Source organism: Exiguobacterium sp. s6 (assembly GCF_018618155.1).
Classification (GTDB): Bacteria; Bacillota; Bacilli; order Exiguobacteriales; family Exiguobacteriaceae; genus Exiguobacterium; species Exiguobacterium mexicanum_A.
This window is the reverse complement of the sequence record NZ_JACSLN010000001.1, coordinates 75202-97186: the sequence shown is the minus strand read 5'-3', so window position 1 is coordinate 97186 and position 21985 is coordinate 75202. Positions and strand designations below refer to the sequence as shown.

Below are 21985 nucleotides of genomic sequence, written 5' to 3'. Positions count from 1 at the left end.
ACGTCATTTTCCCGCAACTTAACCCGAGATAGTCTCATTTCAAAAGGAGTCCACCATGTCATTCATATCCGATCACGATTTATACGCACGCATAGTAAACCGCGACACTTCCGCGCTCGAACTGCTGTACGACCGTTATGAGCGCATCTTATATTCGCTCGCCCTCCGCTTGACGACGCGAGCCGACTTGGCCGAGGCCGTCCTATCCGAGGTGTTCACCGAGCTTTGGAAACGGCGTCTGCCGCTCGATTTGACGACTCATCGGCTGAGAACGCATTTGTTCGAGCGTGTGGAGACCGCAGCGCTACGTCTAGTCGCGAGCGCTTAAACCCGTCTGCTCTACCGCTCGATGCAACACTTCTAGAATCCCATCCGCATACATGCCCTCGGTGACACGACCATGTTCTCGTTTGGCTTCTTCCGTCCCGTTACCAAGCACATAGCCGTTGCCGACATACCTCAACATTCCTAAATCGTTCCCACTGTCCCCGAACGCGTAGGCGTGCTCGGTTTGAAACGTATATCGGTCGCACACGTAGTCGACTGCAGCGACTTTCCCCGCCCCTCGTGGGATGAAATCGATATCGTAGGCGTCTGCCGGATCCCCGGCGAGCGGGTTGCAACGACTGATGTTGACCGCAATCCCGAAGTCACCGGCACTCGAACGAATATGCTCGAGCTCATCCTCGCTCTCGCCGAAGTAATAATAATTGTGCATCCAGCCGCTTGTGCCAAGATTCGTCTGTGGTTCAATCGTGAGTGTTCGCCCTAGCCTGTCGACGACTTGGGTGACGCGGTCTGAAAAATCATCGGGAAAACGTGACGAATAACCGGGATCAAGCTCTAGTTGCCCGGACGCCGTCACTTGATACAGCTCTGTCCCGAGACTCGCCGCAATTCGATGTGGGAAGTAACGCATCTCGGCCCGCTTCACTTTCTCCATAATCGTCTCGAGCGAACTCCCCGTCACCCACATCGTCGATAAGCGATGCGAGTACATATCGAGAAAATCTTCGAGTTGGCGCAATCGTATTAACTGGTCAACAGAGCAAGCATGCGGGAAGTACGTCTCGTCGAAATCAAAACAGATGAGCGTCCGACCTTCCTTTGTAAATCGTTTCATCGTCATCCTCCTTGTGTCGCCATACCCCTTCTCGTATAGTAAAAGGAGAAAGGACGTGCAACATGAAAAATCGTTTAAGCCGCTACTACTGTCAGTATAGCGGAATCGTGATCGGGTTCGGACTTGTCTTCGCCTTTTTGTTCGGCATACGGACATATTCATTTTGGCAACAATGGCTCTCGAACGGACCCGCACTTCTCGTCACGCTCCTCACGGCGACGTTCATTAGTTTTATGACGTACCGACTGCTCAGCGCCTTGAATTTGAAACTCTTCCGCCGCCTCGGTGACGCGACGTCGACATGCTCCCGTTAAACACGGGACTACATAACGACCGTTCACAAAATAGTCACCTCAAATAGGCATCCATTTCACGGTTTCATCCGTTAGATCAATACAAGGGATTCCCTTATGGATAAAGGAGACAGCCATGACTGATATTGAATTGTACGAGCGCGTCAGGCAAAAAGACAAACAAGCGCTCGAGGCACTTTATGATCGCTACGAACGAATCCTGTATGCCTTTGTCATGCAGTTGACGAAAGACCGCGACCTCGCCGAAGAAGCGATGCAGGAAGTATTCATCAAGCTGTGGCGCGGCGGCGGCGTATATGATGACTCAAAAGGAAAATTCAAATCGTGGCTGTTCACGATGAGCCGTCACGTCACGATCGACTTGATTCGCAAACGAAAACCCGACCTGCAACTAGACGAGTCTTACGCTGAAGCCATCCCGTCCCCGGCCCCATCCGTCGAGACCGAGGTCGAATGGCAAGAAGAGCGAACGCAAATCGAGACGGCGATGGCCGAGCTTCCGGTCGAGCAACAACAAGTCGTCCGTCTCATGTATTTCCAAGGGCTCAGCCAACAAAAGATCGCCGATGCGTGTGGCATCCCGCTCGGCACCGTAAAAGGAAGGATTCGATTAGCGTTGAAACAGTTACGAAGGCATCTATCCCATGATTTGATCGATAAGGAGGTGGAACGATGAACGCTTGTGACCAATTGATTGATTATTTCAACCAGCATTTGACGGAAGACGAACGCATCCGGTTCGAAGCGCATCTCGCGACATGTCAATCGTGTCAAGAAGAGCTCGAACAACTCGAGGCCCTCGTCGGCGGCGTCGCGTTCCTCTCTGAACCGGCTGAACCACCGAGCGGGATGAAGGCACGCATCCTCGACAACGTGTTCGCAGAAGACGATACGGAGACAGCGTCGAAACCAGACGAACCGACCCCGATCACACCGTTCACTGCCACGAAGAAGAACCAGAAGACGCCATGGGGAGCGCTCGCTCTCGCAGCCGCACTCATGCTCTCCTTGATCGGGAACGGCTACCTGCTCTTGAACCAAGATGACCCGAGCGGCATCGCCTTGACCGAGACCGTCCCGCTCGAAGGCGAATCGGAAGGCGTGGCTTACCTCGCCGAACAGGACGGCCAGCGCCAGCTCATCGTCCAGACGAACGGACTCGATGCGCTCGAAGCGAACGAAGTGTATCAAGTTTGGTTGTTAAAAGACGGCTCGCCGATTCCGACCGGGGCGTTCGTTACGGACGACAAAGGGAACGGGACCGTCATCTATACGCTCGATTCGACCGAATCAGAGATGGACTGGGATACCGTTGCTGTCACGAAAGAACCCGAACGGGGCAACACGGCACCCGAGGGCGACATCGTGCTCAGTGCCAGCCTATAAGCAAGGACCGAATGACCTGACGCACCGCGCGTACGTGTCATTCGGTTCTTTTTTCGTTATGATGATAGAAAAGGAGTGGTACATATGCGTCAGCCTAAAATTGGTGTCGTCGGTCTCGGCGGCATCGCTCAGAAAGCGTACTTACCGATTTTAACGAACAGCACGTCGTTCGAACTCGTCGGTGCCTATTCCCCGACCGTCGCCAAACGTGAGGCGATCTGTCGAGCCCACCGGATGGAATCATTCACGGGACTGCCCGAGCTCGCGGCAGCCGTCGACGCGGCGTTCGTCCACAGTTCGACCGAGACGCATTTCGACGTCGTCTCTTATCTGCTCGCAAACGGTGTCGATGTGTATGTCGATAAACCACTCGCTGCGACAATCGAACAGGCGGAACGTCTCGTCGAGCTGGCCGAGCAGACGAACCGGAAGCTCATGGTTGGCTTCAATCGCCGGTTCGCCCCGATGTATCAGCACGTGAAAGAAGCAGCCCCATTCCACACGCTCGACTTCGTCAAGCATCGCGGGGACGGATTGCGCGGCCACGACTATCAGTTCACGTTGCTCGACGATTATTTGCATGTCGTCGACACGCTCCGGTACTTCGCCGGAAGCGAGTTGCGCTTAGTGACGGGCCAAATCGCGACGACCGAGGCGAACGGTCTCCACTTCGCGCGCCATATCTGGCAAGACGAATACGGACTGCACACGACATCGATGCACCGCAAGGCCGGGACCAATCACGAAGGGCTGAGTGCCATCCGGGACGGACTTCGCGTGACGGTCGATGAGATGGTGACGCTTCAACGGTTCGAGCACGGCGCCCATTCAACGAAGACGTTCGGGTCATGGGACACGCTCCTGACCCAACGAGGCTTCCAAGGGGCGATCGACCACTTTATCTCGGCAGTAACCGAGGATACGGCCATCATGACGGACGGTCGTGAGGCGCTCCTCACACAACAGCTGGTGACGGATTTGTTCGGCTCACACTGAAAGGAGGCGTATCAAATGGATTTCTTTTTCTACATCATGGTCATCGTCGTCGTGTCCATCGCCGCAGACACGTTCAACAAGACACGGAAGGCGCGTTTAGAAGAACTTCGACTCAAAATCGAGCAAGAGAAACTCGCGATTCAGCGGCTCGAACTCGAGATGAAACGCGACGAAGACAAACTCGATCATCACGGATTTTAAAAAGACGATCGGCCCAGAGCGGGTCGGTCGTCTTTGGTTATAAGATATGGCGCTCCTCAGCTTGACGTGTCTCGCGGACACGCTTTTGCCGTCGTTCGGTGAGTGTCGACCAGGTGACGGCCGTGATGATGCAGGCGGCACCGATGAAGAAGTTGCGGTCGAGCCGTTCGTCGAGGACGAGCCAGCCGAGGTAACCCCCGACGAGCGGTTGGAAGAAGAAAAACAGCGACCCGACGCTCGCATCCATGAGTTCGATCCCTTTGTTCCAAAAGAAGAACGCCCCGGCCGTCGAAATGATGCCAACGTATAACACACTGAGCCACAACACCGTGGTCATATCCGGCAAACCGGATGCGGCCACTTCCATTCCCATGAGCGGCGTCATCAATACGAAGGCGATGCCGATGGCGAACGTCGTGATCGTTAACGACGACATCGTCTCGGAAGCGATTTTCACATAGATGGACATGAGCGCCCACGTGATGGCGGCACCGACCAAGACGAGGCTACCGATGAAATACGTGCCTTCGACGTGCCAGCCGACGACGATGATGACCCCGAGCGTCGCCAACAGAAGTGACCCGATTTTGACAGGTGTGAGCCGCTCTTTCAAGATCAACCGGGCGAAGATCACCATGAACGCCGGCGTCGCCGCCGTCACAAGCGATCCCGTATGGGCGTCGGATAGTTTCGTGCCAATGAACTGAAACGAAATCGAGGCAACGTATCCGATGACGCCGACGAGCGCGATCCACTTCCAGGCGCTCCTGGTAATCTGCTCGCGTCCGAATGCCCACCACATTATAAACAGAACGACAAAGGCGACGGCGTAGCGCATCCAGACGAGCGTGAACGGTTCGATATAGCCGAGCGCATACTTACTGACGACGTACATCCCGCCCCAAATGCTGGCGGCGAGCGTTAAACTGATAGCACCGAGCCATTCCTTGCGCATAGCGTCTCTCCTTTCTGATGCCTAAACAATACGACACCGTTTCCTGAAATTCCTGTCTCTCTAGTTGTCGAACTGACCGAAATCGCTTACAATAACTCTAATGATGATTGAAAGGAGGGAGAAAGGTGAACTTTGTCGGACGTACGCATTGGTCAACAGAACATTTGTACATTTTGCGTGCGATTTTTCACGATGTCGCGTAACCACAGGACCCGTCTGTCCTTTTTTAGACATTGCTGAAATACGACAAAGCGCCTCTCTTTCTTGCCGAGCGCTTCTTTGCGCTCGGTTTTTTTGATAGGCCTCTACTTTAGGAGGAACCATCTATGTTAATCGAATTACAACATATTCAAAAACAATTCGGCGGCCACGCCGTCTTAATCGATGCCAATCTTCAGGTAAACGCAGGCGAGCGAATCGGGCTCGTCGGACGGAACGGGAGCGGCAAGACGACACTCCTACACCTCATCGTCGGCGCCGATTCGCCCGACGAAGGGACGATCTATCGAAAACAACGGCTGACGATTGGCTATTTGGCCCAGATTCCTGCCCATCCCGGTAAATCAGGGCGAGACGTACTCTATACCGCGTTCGCCGAGTTGACGAGACTCGGTGACGAGATGCGACGACTCGAGGAACAGATGATCTCAAGTGACGACATCGACTCACTCCTCGAGACGTACGGCGCCCTGCAGATGCGCTATGAGAACGGCGGCGGCTATGCCATCGATTCGAAAGTGAATGCGATGATCGATGGATTACGGCTCACAAGTTTCGTCGACCGCCCATTCGACACACTCAGCGGCGGAGAACGGACCAAAGTCGGGCTCGCCTTGGCGTTGCTCCAAGAGCCGGAACTGCTCATCCTCGACGAACCGACGAACCATCTCGATTTAGAAGCGATGACTTGGCTCGAGTCATTCCTGCGTGACAGTCCGTCCACGCTTCTCCTCGTCTCACACGACCGCGTGTTTCTCGACGCCGTCGCCACACGCATCGTCGAATGTGAGGACGGGGAGTTGGCTAGTTTTGATGGCAACTACAGCGCGTTCGTCGCCCAAAAAGAAAAGAAGTTGCTCGATCAATTCCATGCCTATACGGAGCAACAAAAGAAAATCAAAAAGATGAAGGAAACGATTCGACAGCTAAGACAGTGGGCGAACGAAGGCAATCCACCGAACGAGAAGTTTTATCGGCGCGCCAAATCGATGGAGAAAGCGCTCGCCCGCATCGAGACGATCAAAAAACCACGACTCGAGGCCGTTCAACCGGACATTCAGTTCACGGCTCAGGGGCGGACCGGACGCGATGTGTTCGAGGCGACCGACGTGACGGTCACTTACGACCGGACCGTCTTCGAACACGTCTCGTTCTACGCCGGTCATGGCGAACGCATCGCCATCGTCGGCCCAAATGGGAGCGGCAAGTCGACCCTGTTGAAAGTATTGCTCGGTCACTTCGAACCGGCGACAGGCGAGGTGCGACGAGCGGAACGGGCCCAAATCGGCTACTTGTCCCAACACATCGACTTTGATGACTCCCATCGGCTCATCGAGGCGTTCCGTGACCGCATCGCTGTCGATGAAGGGAAGGCCCGTCAATTGCTGGCCCAATTCCTCTTCTATGGCGCGAGCGTCTTCAAACCGGTCAAAGATTTGAGCGGCGGTGAGAAGATGCGGCTCATGCTCGCCATCCTCATGCACGAGGACATCAACGTGCTCGTGTTAGACGAACCGACGAACCATCTCGACATCGAAGCGCGTGAGGCACTCGAAGACGCACTCGACCGTTTTACCGGCACGCTCGTCGCCGTCTCACACGACCGCTACTTCTTGAACAAGCTGTTCCCGATCACGTATTGGCTTGATGGGACAGCGACACATTTCCCGGGAAACGTGTCGTATGCGCTCGAGAAACGGCAACATGAAATGACCACAGAGGTCGCCGTTCCTAAACCGAAACTCGTAAAACCGAAGCAAGAAACGACTCACGACACCTCAGTTGATGAAGCTCGCCTGACCGATCTCGAAGCAGCACATCAAGCACTCCTGCACCAGATGAATGAGACGAACGATTTAGAAGAATTAATGACGTTGCAGCAACAAGCCGATGCGCTCCAAGCAGACATCGACACATTGTTGAATCAGTTGCTCGAATCGATTTAATCAAAAACGACGCCCTTAGCGGCGTCGTTTTTGTTCGAACCAAGCTTGGACGAGAAAGCCCGTCACGCCAAGCGCCATCAAAAAATAGGGCACGATACGTGGGACAGCACCCGTTTCCCCCATCATCATGAGAATCAATCCGCTCACGAACGTCCCGAGCCAATATATTTTCGGCATGTCGTCACTCCTCTACAATTTTTTCTTGTAATTTGTCAGAATTTTTCGTAAAATATTTTGAAATTCTTATTTACAGATATGGAAAGGAGACGCGCTCATGCCAAAACGAAACTGGGAGACGATTCTCCGATTCACCCTCGTCGTCACCATCACGGCCGCTACGTTCCTCTACATCCGCTACTCGACCGAAATTAAAGAACGCGAGCGGGCTTTGGAGCAGTACCTTGCGACTCATTATAACATTTCGGCGGAAACCTATTCGATTGACGGTACCCTTTCCTTAAGCGGCTACGTCTATGATTTGACGTTCGAAGACGAACCTGACGCCGCTTACACGTTTCAGGTCGAACAGGCCGCAGACGGCCATCGTGTGAAGTTTGAACGAGCAGATGGCAAACAACCGGACCGGGTCGCCACGTTCGCCCCATAAGAAAAAGCGCCACGTCTGTGGCGCTTAACGGTGAGCGTTTCTAGTAGAGCGGACTTTCACCCGACCGAGAAAGTTCCCGGCCGACCGTCCCATGCAATCAATCGATACGTGCTAGAAAATGGACGCGGTTCAGAACGCGATTTCGGAGCGTTCGTTCGTCTGAACATCAATCTGGCCCTGCACAGAGACATTGCCTCCAAAACGGCCATGACTGCGTTTCGACGTAATAAGGTTGAAATCCATCATGAACCTCATCATGCCCACCTGTTTTGAAACACCGAGCTTCCTAGACGTTTTGCCTCCCACATATCCTTTTTGTCTGCCCCTCACCTCTCGCTCGAGGTCAGGTGGACGACAGTTTGAATCAGGAGATCACCTAGTCCGCCGGTCTTTCAACCAACTTGTCTCTCGTTTCACCGAGCCGGCCTCAGTCAAACAACGATTGAATCTTCGTTTCATCCGTTGCCCCCTTTCAGCTCAACACGTTGAATGAGGACTACACTAATACATTAACCGTTTTACGTGACATCGAATCCCTGTTCACCATTTCTCCAAAATTTAGTCGTCGATATAATGGTCGAGCGCATAGGCGACGCCATCATCCTCAACATCCTTCGTGATATGGGTGCTGATGTCTTTCAACGGATCGACGGCATTCCCCATTGCAATCCTCGTTTCCGCCACTTCGAACATCGAGATGTCGTTCAAATTGTCCCCGATGGCCACAATATCCGCTTGTGGAATGCCGTGATGCTCTGCCAACTGCGTCAAGGCCATCCCTTTGCTCGCATTCGGATGACCGATCTCGATTTTTGTCCAGCCTGCCGTCGTGATCAAAATGTCGGTCCGGGGCTCATACAGTTTCCGGAGCTCGTGCAGTTTGCGCCGATCGAACGAATAGACAAAGACTTTGTACACTTCGTCGGCCTCAAAATCGATGTCCTCGATCGCATCAACATATGTCAGCCCGAACTGTTCGTTTTGAATTTCAATCTCTCGCTCGCCCCATTCCCGTGAGAACGATTGGTCGTGTGGCAACACCTCATCCAACTCGCCCTTCAGTAAATCGGTACCCGAACGGAGTACTTTCACCCCGGCATTCGTATAAAATTCGACGTACGCTCCGTGCTCATGGGCCACATCCCACAACTCCTGTACGACGTCTTTCGGGAGCGCGTGGTAATAAATGCGCTCATTCTCATAGAAAGCGATCGCCCCGTTCCCGGACAAGATTGGACAAGTCAATCTGCTCCGTCGCAGCAACTCTTCGATATCGTGAATCGATCGGCCCGAAGAGATGGCGACCAAATCTCCCTCGGCTTGGCGACGCCGGATTGCGTCTTGGTTCGTTTCTGTGATGACACCAGTTCGAGACAATAACGTCCCGTCTAAATCGATGGCAATCAATTTCATGTTCCAATCTCCTTTCAAACACGTCTCATCATTCCATTCCCCGAATTCATCCATCTCAACGCAAAGAAGACACCATTCTGGCATATAGGCGTTTTCCTTTCACGCAAATAGGGAAATATTTATTAGTCCTAAATAATAATTTGTGCGTTTGGAAAGGAGTCCTCATGAACACTTCACCTGAAAAGCCACGCTTGAATCGCGTGTTCTACATTTCGGCGAGTCTCATCGCTCTCCTCGTCCTGTTTGGCGCGATTCGTCCGACGTTGTTCGCGACGATTGCCGGGAACATCTTCAACTTCACGACCCGTTCGTTCGGTTGGTTTTACTTACTTGCCGTCTTTTTGTTCGTCGTCTTCCTCGTCTTCCTTGCGTTCAGTAAATACGGGAAGATTCGGCTCGGGACGGACCAGGACCGTCCGCAATACCCGTTCTTTACTTGGATCGGGATGCTGTTCTCCGCTGGTTTCGGGGTCGGACTCGTCTTTTGGGGCGTTGCCGAACCGATGAGCCATTTCATCACCCCTCCGTATGCGGATACGACCGAGCTGACCGTCGAAGGAGCTCGATTGGCCATGGCATATTCCTTCTTCCATTGGGGCGTCAGCCAATGGTCCGTCTTCGCCATCGTCGGCTTGATTATCGCGTATTTCCAGTTCCGCCGAAATGCGGACGGCCTTATTTCGACGAGTCTGTCTCCGCTCATTAAAGACCGGGCTTATAAACAGCCGCTCAATCAAACGATTGATATTTTAGCCGTCATCGCGACCGTCATGGGTGTCGCCACGTCACTCGGTCTCGGTGTGCTCCAAATCAACGGTGGTTTGAACAGTGTCTTCGGGTTGCCGAACACAGCGCTCGTCCAAGTATTGATTATCGTTGTTTTGACCGTCTTGTTTTTGACTTCGACGACGACCGGTCTCGACCGCGGCATCAAATGGCTCAGTAATATCAACCTCGGGACCGCGCTCGTATTGATGGTATTCGTGTTCTTTGCCGGCCCGACCATCTTTATTTTAGAGACGTTCACGCTTGGGTTAGGGGATTACTTACAGAACTTTATCCGCTACAGTCTTCGTTTGCAGCCATACCAGCAAGGGACGTGGGTGCGTGATTGGACCATCTTCTACTGGGCATGGGCCATCGCTTGGTCGCCGTTCGTCGGTGCATTCGTCGCCCGCGTCTCACGTGGCCGAACGATTCGTGAGTTTATCGTCGGGGTGCTCATCGTGCCACCGTTCATCGCGCTCTTATGGATTGCCGTGTTCGGCGGAACGGCCCTTCACCTCGACCTATTCGAAGGAACATCGATTGCGCAAGCGGTCGATGCCGATGTGACGAGTGCCTTGTTCGTCACGTTCGCCGAACTTCCGTTCAGCTTTGTTTTATCCGTCTTGTCGATTCTGTTGATTCTTACTTTCTTGATCACGTCAGCCGATTCGGCGACGTACATCATCAGCAGTATGACGACGAATGGTAGTTTGAATCCACCGCTCACTGTCCGAATCGTTTGGGGCATTTTGCTCGGCGGAATCGCCGCCGTTCTATTGATCGCGAGCGGGCTCGAGGGATTGCAGACCGCTTCACTCATCTCCGCCCTCCCGTTCACCGTCATCTTGATTCTGATGGTGTACACGCTGTTCAGTCTATTACGCAAAGAAAATGTCCGTAAAATCAAATAGGAATTGGGGTCGCCTCAAAGGCGGCCTTTTCTTTTGGGGATGCGTCCCTCCATATTGACACGTGCAAAGGCGATTGCTACGCTTTTGTCAGCATGACACGCAAGTCAAAGGGGGAAATGATATGGCTCAAGATTTCACACGGGCGTACGCGGAAACACGCGACGCCAGCGACTCGCTCGCACCATACCGGGGAGAATTTTATTTGCCGCAAGACGGCATTTATATGGACGGTAACTCGCTCGGCCTGTTATCGAAACGGGCCGAACGGACGTTACTCGAATCACTGAGCGATTGGAAAGAGCTCGGGATTGATGGCTGGATGTCGGGACGCCACCCATGGTTCAACTTGTCAGAACAATTAGCCGCACTTAACGCCCCGCTCGTCGGAGCCAGAGCCGAGGAAGTGATGGTCACCGGGTCGACGACGGTCAACTTGCACCAACTTGTCGCCTCATTCTTTAAACCGGAAGGGAAGCGGACGAAGATTTTAGCCGACACACTCACCTTCCCATCTGATATTTACGCTTTGAAGAGTCAACTCGAGCTCCGCGGACTCGACCCGAGCGAACATTTGGTCCAAGTCTCGAGCCCGGACGGACGCTACTTGAAGGAAGAAGACATCATCGCAGCGATGACAGACGACATCGCCTTGATCGTCTTGCCAACCGTCCTCTATCGCAGCGGACAAATCCTCGATATGGCCCGTCTCGCCAAGGCGGCACACGAGCGAGACATCTTGATCGGCTTGGACGCTTGTCATTCGGTCGGTGCCATCCCGCACGCATTCCACGACTGGGGTGTCGACTTCGCCTACTGGTGCAACTATAAGCATTTGAATGGTGGACCTGGCAGCGTCGGCGGTCTATTCGTTCACGAGCGTCACTTCGGGACGACGCCTGGCCTTGCCGGTTGGTTCGGTTCACGCAAAGATAAACAGTTCGACATGGATCATACGATGACGCCGGCCGATGACGCCGGTGCGTTCCAAATCGGGACGCCGCACGTTTTAAGCCTGGCCCCACAACTTGGTGCCCTCGAGATGTTCAACGAAATCGGGATGGACGCCATCCGCGAAAAATCGCTCGCCTTGACGACGTATATGACCGTACTGATTGACGAAGTGCTCGCACCATACGGCTTCATTATTGGCAGCCCGCGCAACGAGACACAGCGTGGTGCCCATTTGAGTCTCGAACACCCTGAGGCGGCCCGCATTTGTAAAGCGCTCAAACAGCATCGCGTCATCCCGGACTTCCGGGCCCCGAACATCATCCGACTCGCACCGGTCGCGCTCTACAACACGTTCACCGATGTGTATGATGTCGTGATGACGTTACAGACAATTATGGAAAACAAAGAATACGAGGCGTTCGAGAACGTCCGCGAAGTCGTGGCCTAAGGAGAAACAATATGAGTGAACGGATTGAACACAAAGTCGAGCAATCGATTCAGACAGACTTTTCGAAAGACATGTCGTACGGTGACTATTTGCAACTCGACCCGATTTTATCGAGTCAGCACCGCTTATCGGACCATCATGACGAGATGCTGTTCATCATCATCCATCAGACGAGTGAGCTGTGGATGAAATTGATTTTGCATGAACTGACGGCAGCCGTGACCGCCATCGAGACGGGAGAGCTCGAGCGTTCGTTCAAGATGCTCGCCCGTGTCTCGAAGATTCAACAACAGCTCATCCAGTCGTGGAGCGTCCTCGCGACGTTGACTCCGGCCGAGTATTTGGAGTTCCGCGACAAACTCGGTTCGTCTTCTGGATTTCAATCGTACCAGAACCGCCAAATCGAGTTCGCCCTCGGCTTTAAAAACGCACGCACGCTTAGCGTCTACGCCCATGACGAGAAACTGTATCCGCTTCTCGAGTCGTCGCTTCAGGCACCGAGCATCTATGACATGACCGTTCGCGAAATGCACCGCCGTGGCCCTGCCATCGATGACGCCGTGCTCAACCGGGACGTCACGAAAGACTGGGAATGGAACGAGAGCGTCGAAGCGGCTTGGGCCGATGTGTACCGGGACGTGGACAAGTATTGGGACTTGTATGAGCTCGGTGAGAAACTGCTCGATATCGGCAGCCAACAGCAGATGTGGCGCTTCAACCATATGAGCACCGTCGAACGGATTATCGGTCAAAAGATGGGGACGGGTGGATCGTCAGGCGTCAATTACTTGCGCCGCGTCCTCGACCACCGTTTCTTCCCTGAACTTTGGACCGTCCGGACAAAACTGTGAGGAGGACGAACACGATGACATGGATTGATGTTTCGCAACCGCTTGAAGACACGATCACGACATGGCCGGGCGACACGGCATTCTGTTACGAGATCGCTTGGCCGATGGCCGCCAGCGGTTCGGTCAACGTCGGGAAAGTGACGATGAGCCTGCATACCGGGACGCATATCGATGCCCCGTTCCATTTCGACGACGCCGGACAGCGCGTCATCGACCTTGATCCCGGGCTCTATATCGGTCCGGCCCGAGTCATTCATCTCCCTGCCCGCGAACGGATCGAAGCGACGGACTTGGACGGCTTTGACTTGACCGGCGTCGAACGATTGATTTTAAAGACGGACGGCTGGCCGAACAAGCAGGAGTTCCCGAGCCACATCCCTGAACTCACGCCGTCACTTGCTGATCGTCTCGGCGAACTTGGGATTTACTTGATCGGTCTCGATTTGCCGTCGGTCGACGCAATCGACAGTAAAGAGATGGCGGCGCATCATGCACTCGCCCGGAACGGGGTCCACATTCTCGAAGGTCTCGTCCTCGACCATATCGCCCCTGGTGATTACGAATTGAACGCCGTGCCGCTCCCGATTGTCAAAGGAGACGGCAGTCCGGTGCGCGCGCTCTTGCGTTCGCTCGATTGAACAAACACCCCTTCGCTCGAAGGGGTGTTTTCAGTCTTCCTGCATGACCTCACTCGAACTTTTACGATGGTCGAACCGTTTCGAGATTTGCACTTTGTAAGCCATGTTCGCCTCGTAGTCTGTCGAGAACACACCAGCGTACAACAGGTCGAGCAGGCAATGAATCGAATCGTTCGTCGTGAAGCTCCCGATTTTCGAATAGAGGCGCTCACGGGTCGTCAAACGGAGCGTACAATCCGCCTGGTTCGAGATGGCATTCTCCCCTAGACTCGTCAAGGCGAGCACCGGCACACGTTGTTTTTTTAAGTAAGGAATAAGTCCGACCGTATAATCACTTTCTCCCGTATAGGAGATCAGGAGCGCACATGTCGTTTCGTCCGAGTTGGCCGCCTCGAATTCGGCATCGAATTCACAGAGGCTGACTTGTTTGCCGATCCGGTTCATCTTTGACTTGAAGTCGTGACAAAGCAACAAATTATGGATGACAGAAAAGACCTTGATATGGCGCGCTTCACTCAACATCATTACGGCCTGCTCGTATGCCTCATGATCGAGCAACGACAGCGTGTCCTCGATCGTCATCTGTTTGAGGGCCGCCAGCTTGTTCGCCACAACCATCAAGTTATCCTTAGCCGAGAATGGCTCATTGGCATCGATATCCGAGAAGTGACGATTCAAATACTCGATTTCCTCCAAAAACTGTTCCTTCAACTCGAGCCAACCCGCAAACTCCAGTTTCGTGGCGATGCGACTTAACATCGATGGGTGCGTATACGTCGCCTCGGCGATTTGTTTCATCGTCTTGTCGTGGATCCGCTCCCGCTCGACGAACAAATAGTCGATGACGGCCCGTTCTGATTTAGAGAACAGGTCTTGCTTCATTTTCTCGGTCAATAGCATGTCCGGTCTCCTCTCGTGAATTGAATTCACAAAAATAAATGTCTATATGTTTCTTTTTGTAAACGTTTTCGGAGTTATCTTCAAATCTATTGTGTTCATTTTTCTATATTTTATACTGAATGAGAAATGAGAAGATACATTCAGCGCTGATATTCATTTACACATCTGAGACTATTTTGTGAACATATGAGGAGGAGATTGGAATGACAACGGGAATCAAGCTCGTCACCATCGGGGGCGGCAGCAGCTACACACCAGAATTGATGGAAGGGTTCATCAAGCGTTACGAAGAGTTACCGATTCGTGAGATTTGGCTCGTCGATATCGAGGCCGGGAAAGACAAACTCGACATCGTCGGACAGATGGCGCAACGGATGTGGGACGCTTCTCCGTATGACGTTAAAGTGCATCTGACGCTCGACCGTCGAGAAGCGTTACAAGACGCCGACTTTGTCACGACACAGTTCCGTGTCGGTTTGCTCGACGCCCGCATCAAAGACGAACGGATTCCGCTCTCGTACGGTATGGTCGGCCAAGAGACGAACGGGGCCGGCGGTATCTTGAAGGCGTTCCGTACCATTCCTGTCATCCTCGATATCGTCGAAGACATGAAACAGCTCTGTCCGGACGCCTGGCTCGTCAACTTCACGAACCCGAGCGGAATGGTGACCGACGCGGTCATCCGTTACGGCAAATGGGACAAAGTTATCGGACTGTGCAACGTGCCGGTCAATGCGATGATGGCTGAACCTGAGCTGATCGGCAAGAAGCCAGAGGACTTGATCTATTCGTTCGCCGGGTTGAACCATTTCCACTGGCACCGCGTCCACGACGTGAGCGGACAAGACGTGACACGTGACATCATCGACAAGATGTACGACGGCGATTCGGGGATTCCCGCCAACATTCACGACATGCCGTTCTTCCAAGAACAACTGCAACAGATGAACATGATCCCTTGCGGCTATCACCGGTATTACTATCGTGCCGAGGAAATGCTCGCCCACATGCTCGAGGAATATCGGGACCCGGCCGTCGGCACGCGGGCCGAGCAAGTGAAGCAGACGGAAGCGGAGCTATTCGAGCTGTACAAAGACCCGAACCTCGACCATAAACCGGAGCAACTATCTAAACGCGGTGGCGCCCACTATTCGGATGCGGCGTGTGAGACAATCGCCTCGATTTACGCCAATAAGAACACACACATCGTCGTCTCGACGAAGAACAACGGGGCCGTCCCTGACCTCGCTCCAGACGATGTCGTCGAAGTGTCCGCCTATATCGGCGCGACCGGTGCGAAACCAATCGCGTTCGGCGCGCTCGCCCCGGCTGAAAAAGGATGGCTCCAAGTTATGAAGAACATGGAGCTGTGCGTCGAAGAAGCGGCCGTGACCGGTGACTACGGGCTCGCCCTTCAAGCGTTCATCATCAATCCGCTTATCCCGAGCGGCGAGACTGCGAAACGGGTGCTCGATGAACTGCTCATCGCCCATAAAGATTACTTGCCTCAGTTCGCCGATAAAATCGCCGAACTCGAAGCGAGCGGCGTCACGATCAAAGACGAAGTCGTTCAAGCGCTCCGCCCGATTCAACAAGCATAAAAACAGCCGACGCACCTCGAATGCGTCGGCTGTACTCATTATTTGATCAATTCGAGGTCGACCGGGATGTTCTCTTCCACTGTCTCCCCTTTTAAGTAGTTCACAGCAGCTTCGACACCGAGCTTTCCGATTTCGGTCGGTTTTTGCGCGACCGTCGCAGCCATCGTGCCTTCTTCGACCGCCTTGACCGCATCGTCCGTCGCATCAAAGCCGATGACTTTGACGTCTTTCAATCCTGCACTGCTTAACGCCTGCACCGCACCGAGCGCCATCTCATCGTTATGAGCGAATACGGCGACGATGTCTTTGTTGTCTTGGAGGATGTTTTCCATGACCGTCAACCCTTGGGCCCGGTCAAAATTAGCCGACTGTTTAGCAACGACGTCAAGTTTTCCGTCAATCGCTTCGTTGAACCCTTGACCACGGTCACGCGTGGCTGACGCTCCTGGAATCCCTTCGAGCTCGACGACTTTCCCGCCTTCACCGACGAGTTCGACCATATATTCACCTGCGAGCTTCCCACCAGCGACGTTATCTGACGCTACGTGTGCGACGACTTCACCTGACTCGGCGTTACGGTCGACTGTGATGACCGGGATTCCGGCATCGTTCGCACTTTGAACGGCCGCGCCGACTGCTTCTGAATCCGTTGGGTTGATGAGAATCAAGTCCATCCCTTTTTGAATCATGTCTTCGACGTCACTCACTTGTTTGGCCGCATCGTTTTGCGCATCGGCAACTGTAAGTGTCGCATCGAGTTCAGTTGCTTGCTCTTCCGCACCGTCTTTCAACGCGACGAAGAACGGGTTGTTTAGTGTGGAAATCGAGAGCCCGATTTTGAAGTCCCCGTCTTTTGTCTCTTGCTCCGAACTTGTCCCCGGTTGTTCCGTCGAACAAGCCGCCATGACGACCATTGTCAATACGAGTAGCCAAGCTGTCCATTTTTTCATCTTCCGTTTCCCCTTTCGATGTTTACGCGTTTTGTTTTCGATCGAGCAATACCGCGAACAAAATCACGGCGCCTTTGACGACGAGTTGGAAAAATGACGAGACGCCAAGAAGGTTCAAGCCGTTGTTCAACGTTCCGATAATGAGCGCCCCGATGAGCGTCCCGACAATCCAGCCACGTCCTCCGGCAAGACTCGTTCCCCCGAGAACGACGGCCGCGATGGCGTCAAGTTCATACGACGTCCCGGCCGTCGGTTGGGCCGAGTTGAGACGCGATGTTAAAATGATGCCGGCGAGTGCCGCTAACGTACCCGACAACGAGTAAATCAAGACTTTGACTTTATTGACCCCGATGCCCATCAGTTTGGCAGCTTCCTCGTTGCCGCCAATCGCGTACGTGTGACGACCGAACGTCGTCTTTTTCAAAATGAAGTACAACACACCGAAAGCAATCAACATCGTCACGGCTGGCACTGGGATGATCCAGAAGTAACCGCGTCCGAGCATCTCGAACCATGTAGAGTCGCCTAGACCGGTAATCGGACGACCGTCCGTATAGACGAGCGTCAACCCCCGGTAAATCGTCATCGTCGCCAATGTCGCGATGAACGGCGCGACTTTTCCGTACGTGATGACGGCACCGTTGAACGCACCGAGCACAGCTCCGGCAATTAATCCGAGCGCGATCGCCATGACCGCATGTTGCCCATCGACCATCATGCCCGCAACGAAAGCTGACGAGAGCGCCAGAATCGAACCGACCGACAAGTCGATGCCGCCTGTCAAAATGACGAACGTCATCCCGAACGCGATCAACGCATTGATCGAGACTTGGCGTAATACGTTAAAGATGTTGTTCAATGAGAGAAAACCTGGCTCGAGCGCCGTCACCACAACGATGATGGCGAGCAGACCGAACAACGGCCCAAGTTTTTGCCCCCAACCGAGCTTTTGCGGTCGCCCTAATGCAGTCGCTGCTTTCAATTCCATATCATTGTCCTCCTGTCGCATATGTCATGACTTTTTCTTGCGTCGCCTCGTCTTTCGTTAACGTCCCCGTGACGACGCCTTCTCGCATGACGACAATCCGATCACTCATCCCGAGCACTTCGGGTAAATCGGATGAGACCATGATGATGGCGACACCCGATTCGGCCAGCTCACTCATGATCGTATAGATCTCTTTCTTCGCCCCGACATCAACGCCTCGTGTCGGCTCGTCAAGAATGAGCACGTCGGGCTCGGCGCCGAGCCATTTCCCAAGGACGACTTTTTGTTGGTTCCCGCCCGAGAGCGACTTCACTTTTTGTTCCATCGAATGGTGCTTGACGCGCAGTTTTTTCAAATAACCGTCCGCGAACTGCTCCTCTGCTTGGCGTGAGATGATCGTTCCTTTCGCCCGTTTATCGAGCGTCGGCAACGACAGATTTTCGCGCAATGAGAAATCGAGGAGCAACCCCTCGCCTTTTCGGTCTTCCGTCAAGAAGGCGATGCCGTGTCGAATGGCATCGACCGGCTGTTTGATTCGGATTTCGGTGCCCTTCAATTTGACGACTCCGCCCTTGGCCCGGTCGGCCCCGAACAAGGCGCGCATCACTTCGGTGCGTCCGGCTCCCATGAGTCCCGAGAAACCGACGATTTCACCGGCCCGAACATCGAACGAGACATTGTGGAACCGGTTACCTATCAATCCATCGACTTCAAGGACGACGTCTCCGATGGTCGCGTTGCGATCCGGATACCGTTCGCCAATCTCACGTCCGACCATTTCTTTCACGATTTCTTCAAACGACGTCTCGGCGATGCGGTGTGTCCCGATCGATACGCCGTCGCGGAGGACGGTGATGCGGTCGCATAGTTCAAAAATCTCTTCCATCCGGTGCGAGATATAAATGATGGATACGCCTTGGTCACGCAGCGCCCGCGAAACCGAGAATAGCGCCCGAATCTCTCGGTCGGTCAAGGCGGCGGTCGGTTCGTCCATGACGATGACTTTCGCATCCGTCATGAGCGCCTTCGCGATCTCGATCATCTGTTGTTGTCCGACAGATAATTGTTTGGCAAGCTGATCGACTTCCATGAACACGTTCAGTTCCGCTAAGTACTCGCGTGCCCGTCGCTTCATCTCTTGCTGCTTGATGACACCGAATGGACCGGTCAATTCCCGTCCGAGAAACAAGTTTTCCATCACGGTCAGCTCCGGTAGTATGTTCAGCTCTTGATGGATGAACGCGATGCCAGCGCGCTCGGCTTCTTTTGGATGTTTGAACTGCCGGACGGCCCCATCGATGACGACTTCGCCTTCATCGAGCGGATGAAGCCCGGTCATGACCTTCATGAGTGTCGATTTACCGGCCCCGTTTTCTCCCATCAATGCATGAATTTCGCCAGGTAACAATTCGAAGTCGACGCCTTTCAATACACTGACCGGACCGAACGACTTATGGATGCGCTTCAACTGGATGTGCATCGAACCCCTCCTTAAAAGATGACACCGGCATGTAAAATGACGTTCGCATACGGAGTCGCTTCGCCTGTCCGAATAACGACTTTCGCTTGTTCGACCTCACGCTTGAACACCTCGTGCGAGCACGTCTTCACCGTATCGAACCGTTCGGTCAACGCTTTGGCGATCGGTTCGTTCTCCGTGAACACCTCATCGGCTACGGTGATTTGTTCGATGACCATGTCCGCCTCAACGGCATCTAATACATCGAGGAACGACGGTTCACCAAGACGAAGCGCCAAATCGACTCGCGCCACGCCGTTTGGAATCGGTAGTCCACAGTCCGCGATGACAACCGTGTCCGTATGACCCAAGTCGGCAAAGATTTTCGTCAAATGGCTATTCAAAATCCCATGTTTCTTCATCACACTCGCTCCAATCGTTTCATGACGTCATCTCGGTTCGGCATGCCGCCTTGGGCCCCGAACCCTTCCACGCTCAATCCTGAAGCGACAACGGCGAAGCGTACCGCTTCACGTAACTCGCTTCCTTCCATCAGGGCGGCTGCGAGGGCGCCGTTGAACGTATCCCCTGCCCCCGTCGTATCGACGACATCGGCTTGAATGGCTGGAACGTGCTGAATCGTCTCGCCATCAAAGAAGCGGACGCCGTTGACCCCTTCGGTCACAATCAGTTTGTTCGGATAGCGACGCAATACGTCTTCAAGCGAGACATCGCCGAACAAGTCACGGCACTCATGCTCGTTCGGTGTCACGTATGTCACGTTCGCAAGCAAGGTCTCCGTGAGCACTTGTGACGGCGCTGGGTTCAGTAGAACCGGGATGTTGCGGGATCGACAGTACGCACTCACTTGTTCCACCGTCGCGATCGGGATTTCGAGCTGGAGCAAGACGAACGTTTCTTCATCGAGCAATTGTTCGAGCTCTGTTTCTGTAAAACGCACGTGTTTGTTTGCCGACTGGACGACGACGATTGAGTTATCCCCTTCGGCGAGCACGATGTGCGCCGTCCCGGTCACTTCATTGTCGATAGTTCGTAAGTGAGATGTCCCGACTCCGTTTAGGTCAAAGTTTTGTCGGATGCGTTGGCCGAACTCATCGGACCCGATACAACCGACCATCTCGACTCGTCCTCCGAGTCGGGCGGCAGCCACCGCTTGGTTGGCCCCTTTTCCGCCGGGTACCGTTTGGAACGTCTGTCCGATGACGGTCTCTCCTGCCTGTGGACGTTTATCTGTCGTGACAACTAAATCCATCGATACACTCCCGATGACCACAATTCGGCTCATGTGTCATGCCCCTTTCGTTTCGTCGTCTGTCGTTCCGTCAACGTGACGGGTAACAAGATTTCTTTTGTCATCGTCTCTTTCTTTTCAATCAAATCAAGGAGTCGCTCGGTCGCACGGCGACCCATCTCATAAATCGGTTGCGCGATCGTCGTGAGCGGCGGCGATGTCATCTCACCGAGCTCGATCCCATCGTAGCCGATGATTTGCAAGTCTTCCGGCACACGCACGTTTCGACGCAATGCTTCCTGCAACACGGCGGCGGCAATGACGTCATTGGCGGCGAACACCCCATCGAACGGCCAATGTTCGTCAAACAGGATCTGTGCCGCCGTGAGCGCTTCTTTGAACGCGAAGCTAGAATGCGTCATCCCGACGAGCCGGTCGCCCGCGACATCAAGAAAGCCGTCGGTCCGCCGTTTCACCGTTTGAAGATTCTCTGGACCCCCGATATGGGCCAGCCTCGTCGCACCACAGCTCAACAGCGTCTCCGCCGCCAGGCGACCGCCTTCATACCCATCCGAAATGACGGCATCGATCCCGGATTTGACGATGCGGTCGAGTGCGACCATCGGCAGTTCTAATTTTTCATAATTCGGATTGTCCGAATGGTTCGTCGTGATGATCAGTCCGTCGACATGCATCGTCTGGAGCGCGACCAAATATGTCTGTTCTTTCGCCAGTTGTTCGTCTGTGTTGCACAGGACGACTTGATAGCCATGTTGATTCGCCACATCTTCGATCGCTCGGGCCAGCTGTGGGAAGAACGGGTTCGTGATATCCGGCATAATCAAGCCGATCAAACCCGATGTTTTTGTGAATAAAGAACGAGCGACTCGGTTCGGCGCGTAGTCGAGTTCGGCGATGGCACGTTCGACGGCTTCCCGCGCCTCTGCGCTCACATAACCGTTGTTGTTCATGACACGGGACACGGTCGCGACAGAAACGTTCGCCCGTTTGGCCACTTGTTTGATTGTCGCCATCTCGGCCCCTCCTTCTTTGATAACGCTTACAAAACCATCATAATGTGTAACCGGTTACATATCAAGTGTTAATT

The 21985-nt window shown here is 53.7% G+C and carries 24 protein-coding genes; 13 read left to right on the top strand and 11 right to left on the bottom strand.

From position 1 onward, the window contains the following. Positions 1–55: 55 nt before the first annotated feature. The gene (locus tag KNP75_RS00620) at positions 56–328 is read left to right on the top strand and encodes a sigma factor (protein ID WP_052090193.1); all 273 of its coding nucleotides are present in this window, start codon (positions 56–58) and stop codon (positions 326–328) included. On the opposite strand, the gene KNP75_RS00615 is transcribed toward KNP75_RS00620, so the two are convergent. Continuing rightward, positions 311–1123, bottom strand: a complete 813-nt coding sequence (locus KNP75_RS00615; protein WP_215189297.1) for an HAD family hydrolase — start codon at positions 1121–1123, stop codon at positions 311–313. The genes KNP75_RS00620 and KNP75_RS00615 overlap by 18 nt on opposite strands. A gap of 62 nt (positions 1124–1185) precedes the next feature. Here KNP75_RS00615 and KNP75_RS00610 point away from each other — a divergent pair, with 62 nt between their 5' ends. The 5 genes from KNP75_RS00610 to KNP75_RS00590 all read left to right on the top strand — a co-directional run bounded on the left by KNP75_RS00610 (position 1186) and on the right by KNP75_RS00590 (position 4020). Next, complete coding sequence (locus tag KNP75_RS00610; protein WP_214711245.1) at positions 1186–1437, top strand: hypothetical protein; 252 nt, start codon at positions 1186–1188, stop codon at positions 1435–1437. 115 nt (positions 1438–1552) lie between these two features. After that, positions 1553–2113 carry an RNA polymerase sigma factor gene (locus KNP75_RS00605; RefSeq protein ID WP_214796550.1) on the top strand — a complete coding sequence of 187 codons (561 nt, stop codon included), beginning with the start codon at positions 1553–1555 and terminating at the stop codon, positions 2111–2113. Beyond that, on the top strand, positions 2110–2823 hold the full coding sequence (locus tag KNP75_RS00600; protein WP_034779530.1) for an anti-sigma factor: 714 nt from the start codon (positions 2110–2112) through the stop codon (positions 2821–2823). Before KNP75_RS00605 ends, KNP75_RS00600 begins: the two co-directional genes overlap by 4 nt. A gap of 84 nt (positions 2824–2907) precedes the next feature. After that, the gene (locus tag KNP75_RS00595; protein ID WP_215189295.1) at positions 2908–3819 is read left to right on the top strand and encodes a Gfo/Idh/MocA family protein; all 912 of its coding nucleotides are present in this window, start codon (positions 2908–2910) and stop codon (positions 3817–3819) included. A gap of 15 nt (positions 3820–3834) precedes the next feature. Next, positions 3835–4020, top strand: a complete 186-nt coding sequence (locus tag KNP75_RS00590; RefSeq protein ID WP_021065953.1) for a hypothetical protein — start codon at positions 3835–3837, stop codon at positions 4018–4020. A 37-nt stretch (positions 4021–4057) separates the two neighbouring features. Here the strand turns inward: KNP75_RS00590 and KNP75_RS00585 are convergent, their stop codons facing one another. After that, positions 4058–4975, bottom strand: coding sequence for a DMT family transporter (locus tag KNP75_RS00585; protein WP_214796545.1), 918 nt, complete (start codon positions 4973–4975; stop codon positions 4058–4060). Positions 4976–5301: 326 nt separating this feature from the next. Between KNP75_RS00585 and abc-f the strand changes: the two genes are divergently transcribed. Further along, on the top strand, positions 5302–7140 hold the full coding sequence (abc-f, locus tag KNP75_RS00580) for a ribosomal protection-like ABC-F family protein (RefSeq protein WP_215189293.1): 1839 nt from the start codon (positions 5302–5304) through the stop codon (positions 7138–7140). 15 nt (positions 7141–7155) lie between these two features. On the opposite strand, the gene KNP75_RS00575 is transcribed toward abc-f, so the two are convergent. Next, the gene (locus KNP75_RS00575) at positions 7156–7317 is read right to left on the bottom strand and encodes a hypothetical protein (protein WP_034779568.1); all 162 of its coding nucleotides are present in this window, start codon (positions 7315–7317) and stop codon (positions 7156–7158) included. Between the two features lie 97 nt (positions 7318–7414). Here KNP75_RS00575 and KNP75_RS00570 point away from each other — a divergent pair, with 97 nt between their 5' ends. Continuing rightward, positions 7415–7747, top strand: coding sequence for a hypothetical protein (locus KNP75_RS00570; protein ID WP_034779571.1), 333 nt, complete (start codon positions 7415–7417; stop codon positions 7745–7747). A gap of 558 nt (positions 7748–8305) precedes the next feature. Here the strand turns inward: KNP75_RS00570 and KNP75_RS00565 are convergent. Beyond that, positions 8306–9160: an HAD family hydrolase gene (locus tag KNP75_RS00565; protein WP_138858645.1), complete on the bottom strand. Its 855-nt coding sequence runs from the start codon at positions 9158–9160 to the stop codon at positions 8306–8308. A 164-nt stretch (positions 9161–9324) separates the two neighbouring features. On the opposite strand from KNP75_RS00565, the gene KNP75_RS00560 reads away from it, so the two are divergent. The 4 genes from KNP75_RS00560 to kynB all read left to right on the top strand — a co-directional run bounded on the left by KNP75_RS00560 (position 9325) and on the right by kynB (position 13727). Further along, positions 9325–10839 carry a BCCT family transporter gene (locus tag KNP75_RS00560; protein WP_034779574.1) on the top strand — a complete coding sequence of 505 codons (1515 nt, stop codon included), beginning with the start codon at positions 9325–9327 and terminating at the stop codon, positions 10837–10839. Between the two features lie 121 nt (positions 10840–10960). Continuing rightward, a complete protein-coding gene (gene kynU / locus KNP75_RS00555) occupies positions 10961–12238 on the top strand; it encodes a kynureninase (RefSeq protein ID WP_034779576.1) in 1278 nt (425 codons plus the stop codon). 11 nt (positions 12239–12249) lie between these two features. Then, entirely contained in the window at positions 12250–13089 is an 840-nt protein-coding gene (kynA, locus tag KNP75_RS00550; RefSeq protein ID WP_215189291.1) for a tryptophan 2,3-dioxygenase, read from the top strand. Between the two features lie 14 nt (positions 13090–13103). After that, positions 13104–13727 (top strand): arylformamidase, encoded by a 624-nt coding sequence (gene kynB / locus KNP75_RS00545; protein WP_214796539.1) that lies wholly within the window; start codon positions 13104–13106, stop codon positions 13725–13727. A gap of 30 nt (positions 13728–13757) precedes the next feature. Here kynB and KNP75_RS00540 read toward each other — a convergent pair whose 3' ends face one another. Continuing rightward, the gene (locus KNP75_RS00540; protein WP_214796537.1) at positions 13758–14627 is read right to left on the bottom strand and encodes a MurR/RpiR family transcriptional regulator; all 870 of its coding nucleotides are present in this window, start codon (positions 14625–14627) and stop codon (positions 13758–13760) included. Positions 14628–14830: 203 nt separating this feature from the next. On the opposite strand from KNP75_RS00540, the gene KNP75_RS00535 reads away from it, so the two are divergent. Beyond that, a complete protein-coding gene (locus KNP75_RS00535) occupies positions 14831–16228 on the top strand; it encodes a 6-phospho-beta-glucosidase (protein WP_034779585.1) in 1398 nt (465 codons plus the stop codon). Positions 16229–16266: 38 nt separating this feature from the next. On the opposite strand, the gene rbsB is transcribed toward KNP75_RS00535, so the two are convergent. From rbsB to KNP75_RS00505, 6 genes are read right to left on the bottom strand one after another with little or no spacing between them, the layout of a single operon-like run. Beyond that, positions 16267–17178, bottom strand: coding sequence for a ribose ABC transporter substrate-binding protein RbsB (rbsB, locus tag KNP75_RS00530; protein ID WP_215189289.1), 912 nt, complete (start codon positions 17176–17178; stop codon positions 16267–16269). A gap of 22 nt (positions 17179–17200) precedes the next feature. Further along, positions 17201–18166, bottom strand: coding sequence for an ABC transporter permease subunit (locus tag KNP75_RS00525; RefSeq protein WP_034779589.1), 966 nt, complete (start codon positions 18164–18166; stop codon positions 17201–17203). A 1-nt stretch (position 18167) separates the two neighbouring features. Next, complete coding sequence (locus KNP75_RS00520) at positions 18168–19646, bottom strand: sugar ABC transporter ATP-binding protein (protein WP_214753483.1); 1479 nt, start codon at positions 19644–19646, stop codon at positions 18168–18170. An 11-nt stretch (positions 19647–19657) separates the two neighbouring features. Next, a complete protein-coding gene (gene rbsD, locus KNP75_RS00515) occupies positions 19658–20047 on the bottom strand; it encodes a D-ribose pyranase (RefSeq protein ID WP_214823400.1) in 390 nt (129 codons plus the stop codon). Beyond that, positions 20047–20931 carry a ribokinase gene (gene rbsK, locus KNP75_RS00510; protein ID WP_214823401.1) on the bottom strand — a complete coding sequence of 295 codons (885 nt, stop codon included), beginning with the start codon at positions 20929–20931 and terminating at the stop codon, positions 20047–20049. The genes rbsD and rbsK overlap by 1 nt, the downstream gene beginning before the upstream one ends. Then, a complete protein-coding gene (locus KNP75_RS00505; protein WP_214823402.1) occupies positions 20928–21911 on the bottom strand; it encodes a LacI family DNA-binding transcriptional regulator in 984 nt (327 codons plus the stop codon). Before KNP75_RS00505 ends, rbsK begins: the two co-directional genes overlap by 4 nt. Between the last annotated feature and the right edge of the window lie 74 nt (positions 21912–21985).

Excerpts from the sequence above, each read along its gene's own strand:
- KNP75_RS00620 (WP_052090193.1), top strand. The coding sequence starts at position 56 with ATGTCATTCATATCCGATCACGATTTATACGCACGCATAGTAAACCGC.
- KNP75_RS00615 (WP_215189297.1), bottom strand. The coding sequence starts at position 1,123 with ATGAAACGATTTACAAAGGAAGGTCGGACGCTCATCTGTTTTGATTTC.
- KNP75_RS00610 (WP_214711245.1), top strand. The coding sequence starts at position 1,186 with ATGAAAAATCGTTTAAGCCGCTACTACTGTCAGTATAGCGGAATCGTG.
- KNP75_RS00605 (WP_214796550.1), top strand. The coding sequence starts at position 1,553 with ATGACTGATATTGAATTGTACGAGCGCGTCAGGCAAAAAGACAAACAA.
- KNP75_RS00600 (WP_034779530.1), top strand. The coding sequence starts at position 2,110 with ATGAACGCTTGTGACCAATTGATTGATTATTTCAACCAGCATTTGACG.
- KNP75_RS00595 (WP_215189295.1), top strand. The coding sequence starts at position 2,908 with ATGCGTCAGCCTAAAATTGGTGTCGTCGGTCTCGGCGGCATCGCTCAG.
- KNP75_RS00590 (WP_021065953.1), top strand. The coding sequence starts at position 3,835 with ATGGATTTCTTTTTCTACATCATGGTCATCGTCGTCGTGTCCATCGCC.
- KNP75_RS00585 (WP_214796545.1), bottom strand. The coding sequence starts at position 4,975 with ATGCGCAAGGAATGGCTCGGTGCTATCAGTTTAACGCTCGCCGCCAGC.
- abc-f (WP_215189293.1), top strand. The coding sequence starts at position 5,302 with ATGTTAATCGAATTACAACATATTCAAAAACAATTCGGCGGCCACGCC.
- KNP75_RS00575 (WP_034779568.1), bottom strand. The coding sequence starts at position 7,317 with ATGCCGAAAATATATTGGCTCGGGACGTTCGTGAGCGGATTGATTCTC.
- KNP75_RS00570 (WP_034779571.1), top strand. The coding sequence starts at position 7,415 with ATGCCAAAACGAAACTGGGAGACGATTCTCCGATTCACCCTCGTCGTC.
- KNP75_RS00565 (WP_138858645.1), bottom strand. The coding sequence starts at position 9,160 with ATGAAATTGATTGCCATCGATTTAGACGGGACGTTATTGTCTCGAACT.
- KNP75_RS00560 (WP_034779574.1), top strand. The coding sequence starts at position 9,325 with ATGAACACTTCACCTGAAAAGCCACGCTTGAATCGCGTGTTCTACATT.
- kynU (WP_034779576.1), top strand. The coding sequence starts at position 10,961 with ATGGCTCAAGATTTCACACGGGCGTACGCGGAAACACGCGACGCCAGC.
- kynA (WP_215189291.1), top strand. The coding sequence starts at position 12,250 with ATGAGTGAACGGATTGAACACAAAGTCGAGCAATCGATTCAGACAGAC.
- kynB (WP_214796539.1), top strand. The coding sequence starts at position 13,104 with ATGACATGGATTGATGTTTCGCAACCGCTTGAAGACACGATCACGACA.
- KNP75_RS00540 (WP_214796537.1), bottom strand. The coding sequence starts at position 14,627 with ATGCTATTGACCGAGAAAATGAAGCAAGACCTGTTCTCTAAATCAGAA.
- KNP75_RS00535 (WP_034779585.1), top strand. The coding sequence starts at position 14,831 with ATGACAACGGGAATCAAGCTCGTCACCATCGGGGGCGGCAGCAGCTAC.
- rbsB (WP_215189289.1), bottom strand. The coding sequence starts at position 17,178 with ATGAAAAAATGGACAGCTTGGCTACTCGTATTGACAATGGTCGTCATG.
- KNP75_RS00525 (WP_034779589.1), bottom strand. The coding sequence starts at position 18,166 with ATGGAATTGAAAGCAGCGACTGCATTAGGGCGACCGCAAAAGCTCGGT.
- KNP75_RS00520 (WP_214753483.1), bottom strand. The coding sequence starts at position 19,646 with ATGCACATCCAGTTGAAGCGCATCCATAAGTCGTTCGGTCCGGTCAGT.
- rbsD (WP_214823400.1), bottom strand. The coding sequence starts at position 20,047 with ATGAAGAAACATGGGATTTTGAATAGCCATTTGACGAAAATCTTTGCC.
- rbsK (WP_214823401.1), bottom strand. The coding sequence starts at position 20,931 with ATGAGCCGAATTGTGGTCATCGGGAGTGTATCGATGGATTTAGTTGTC.
- KNP75_RS00505 (WP_214823402.1), bottom strand. The coding sequence starts at position 21,911 with ATGGCGACAATCAAACAAGTGGCCAAACGGGCGAACGTTTCTGTCGCG.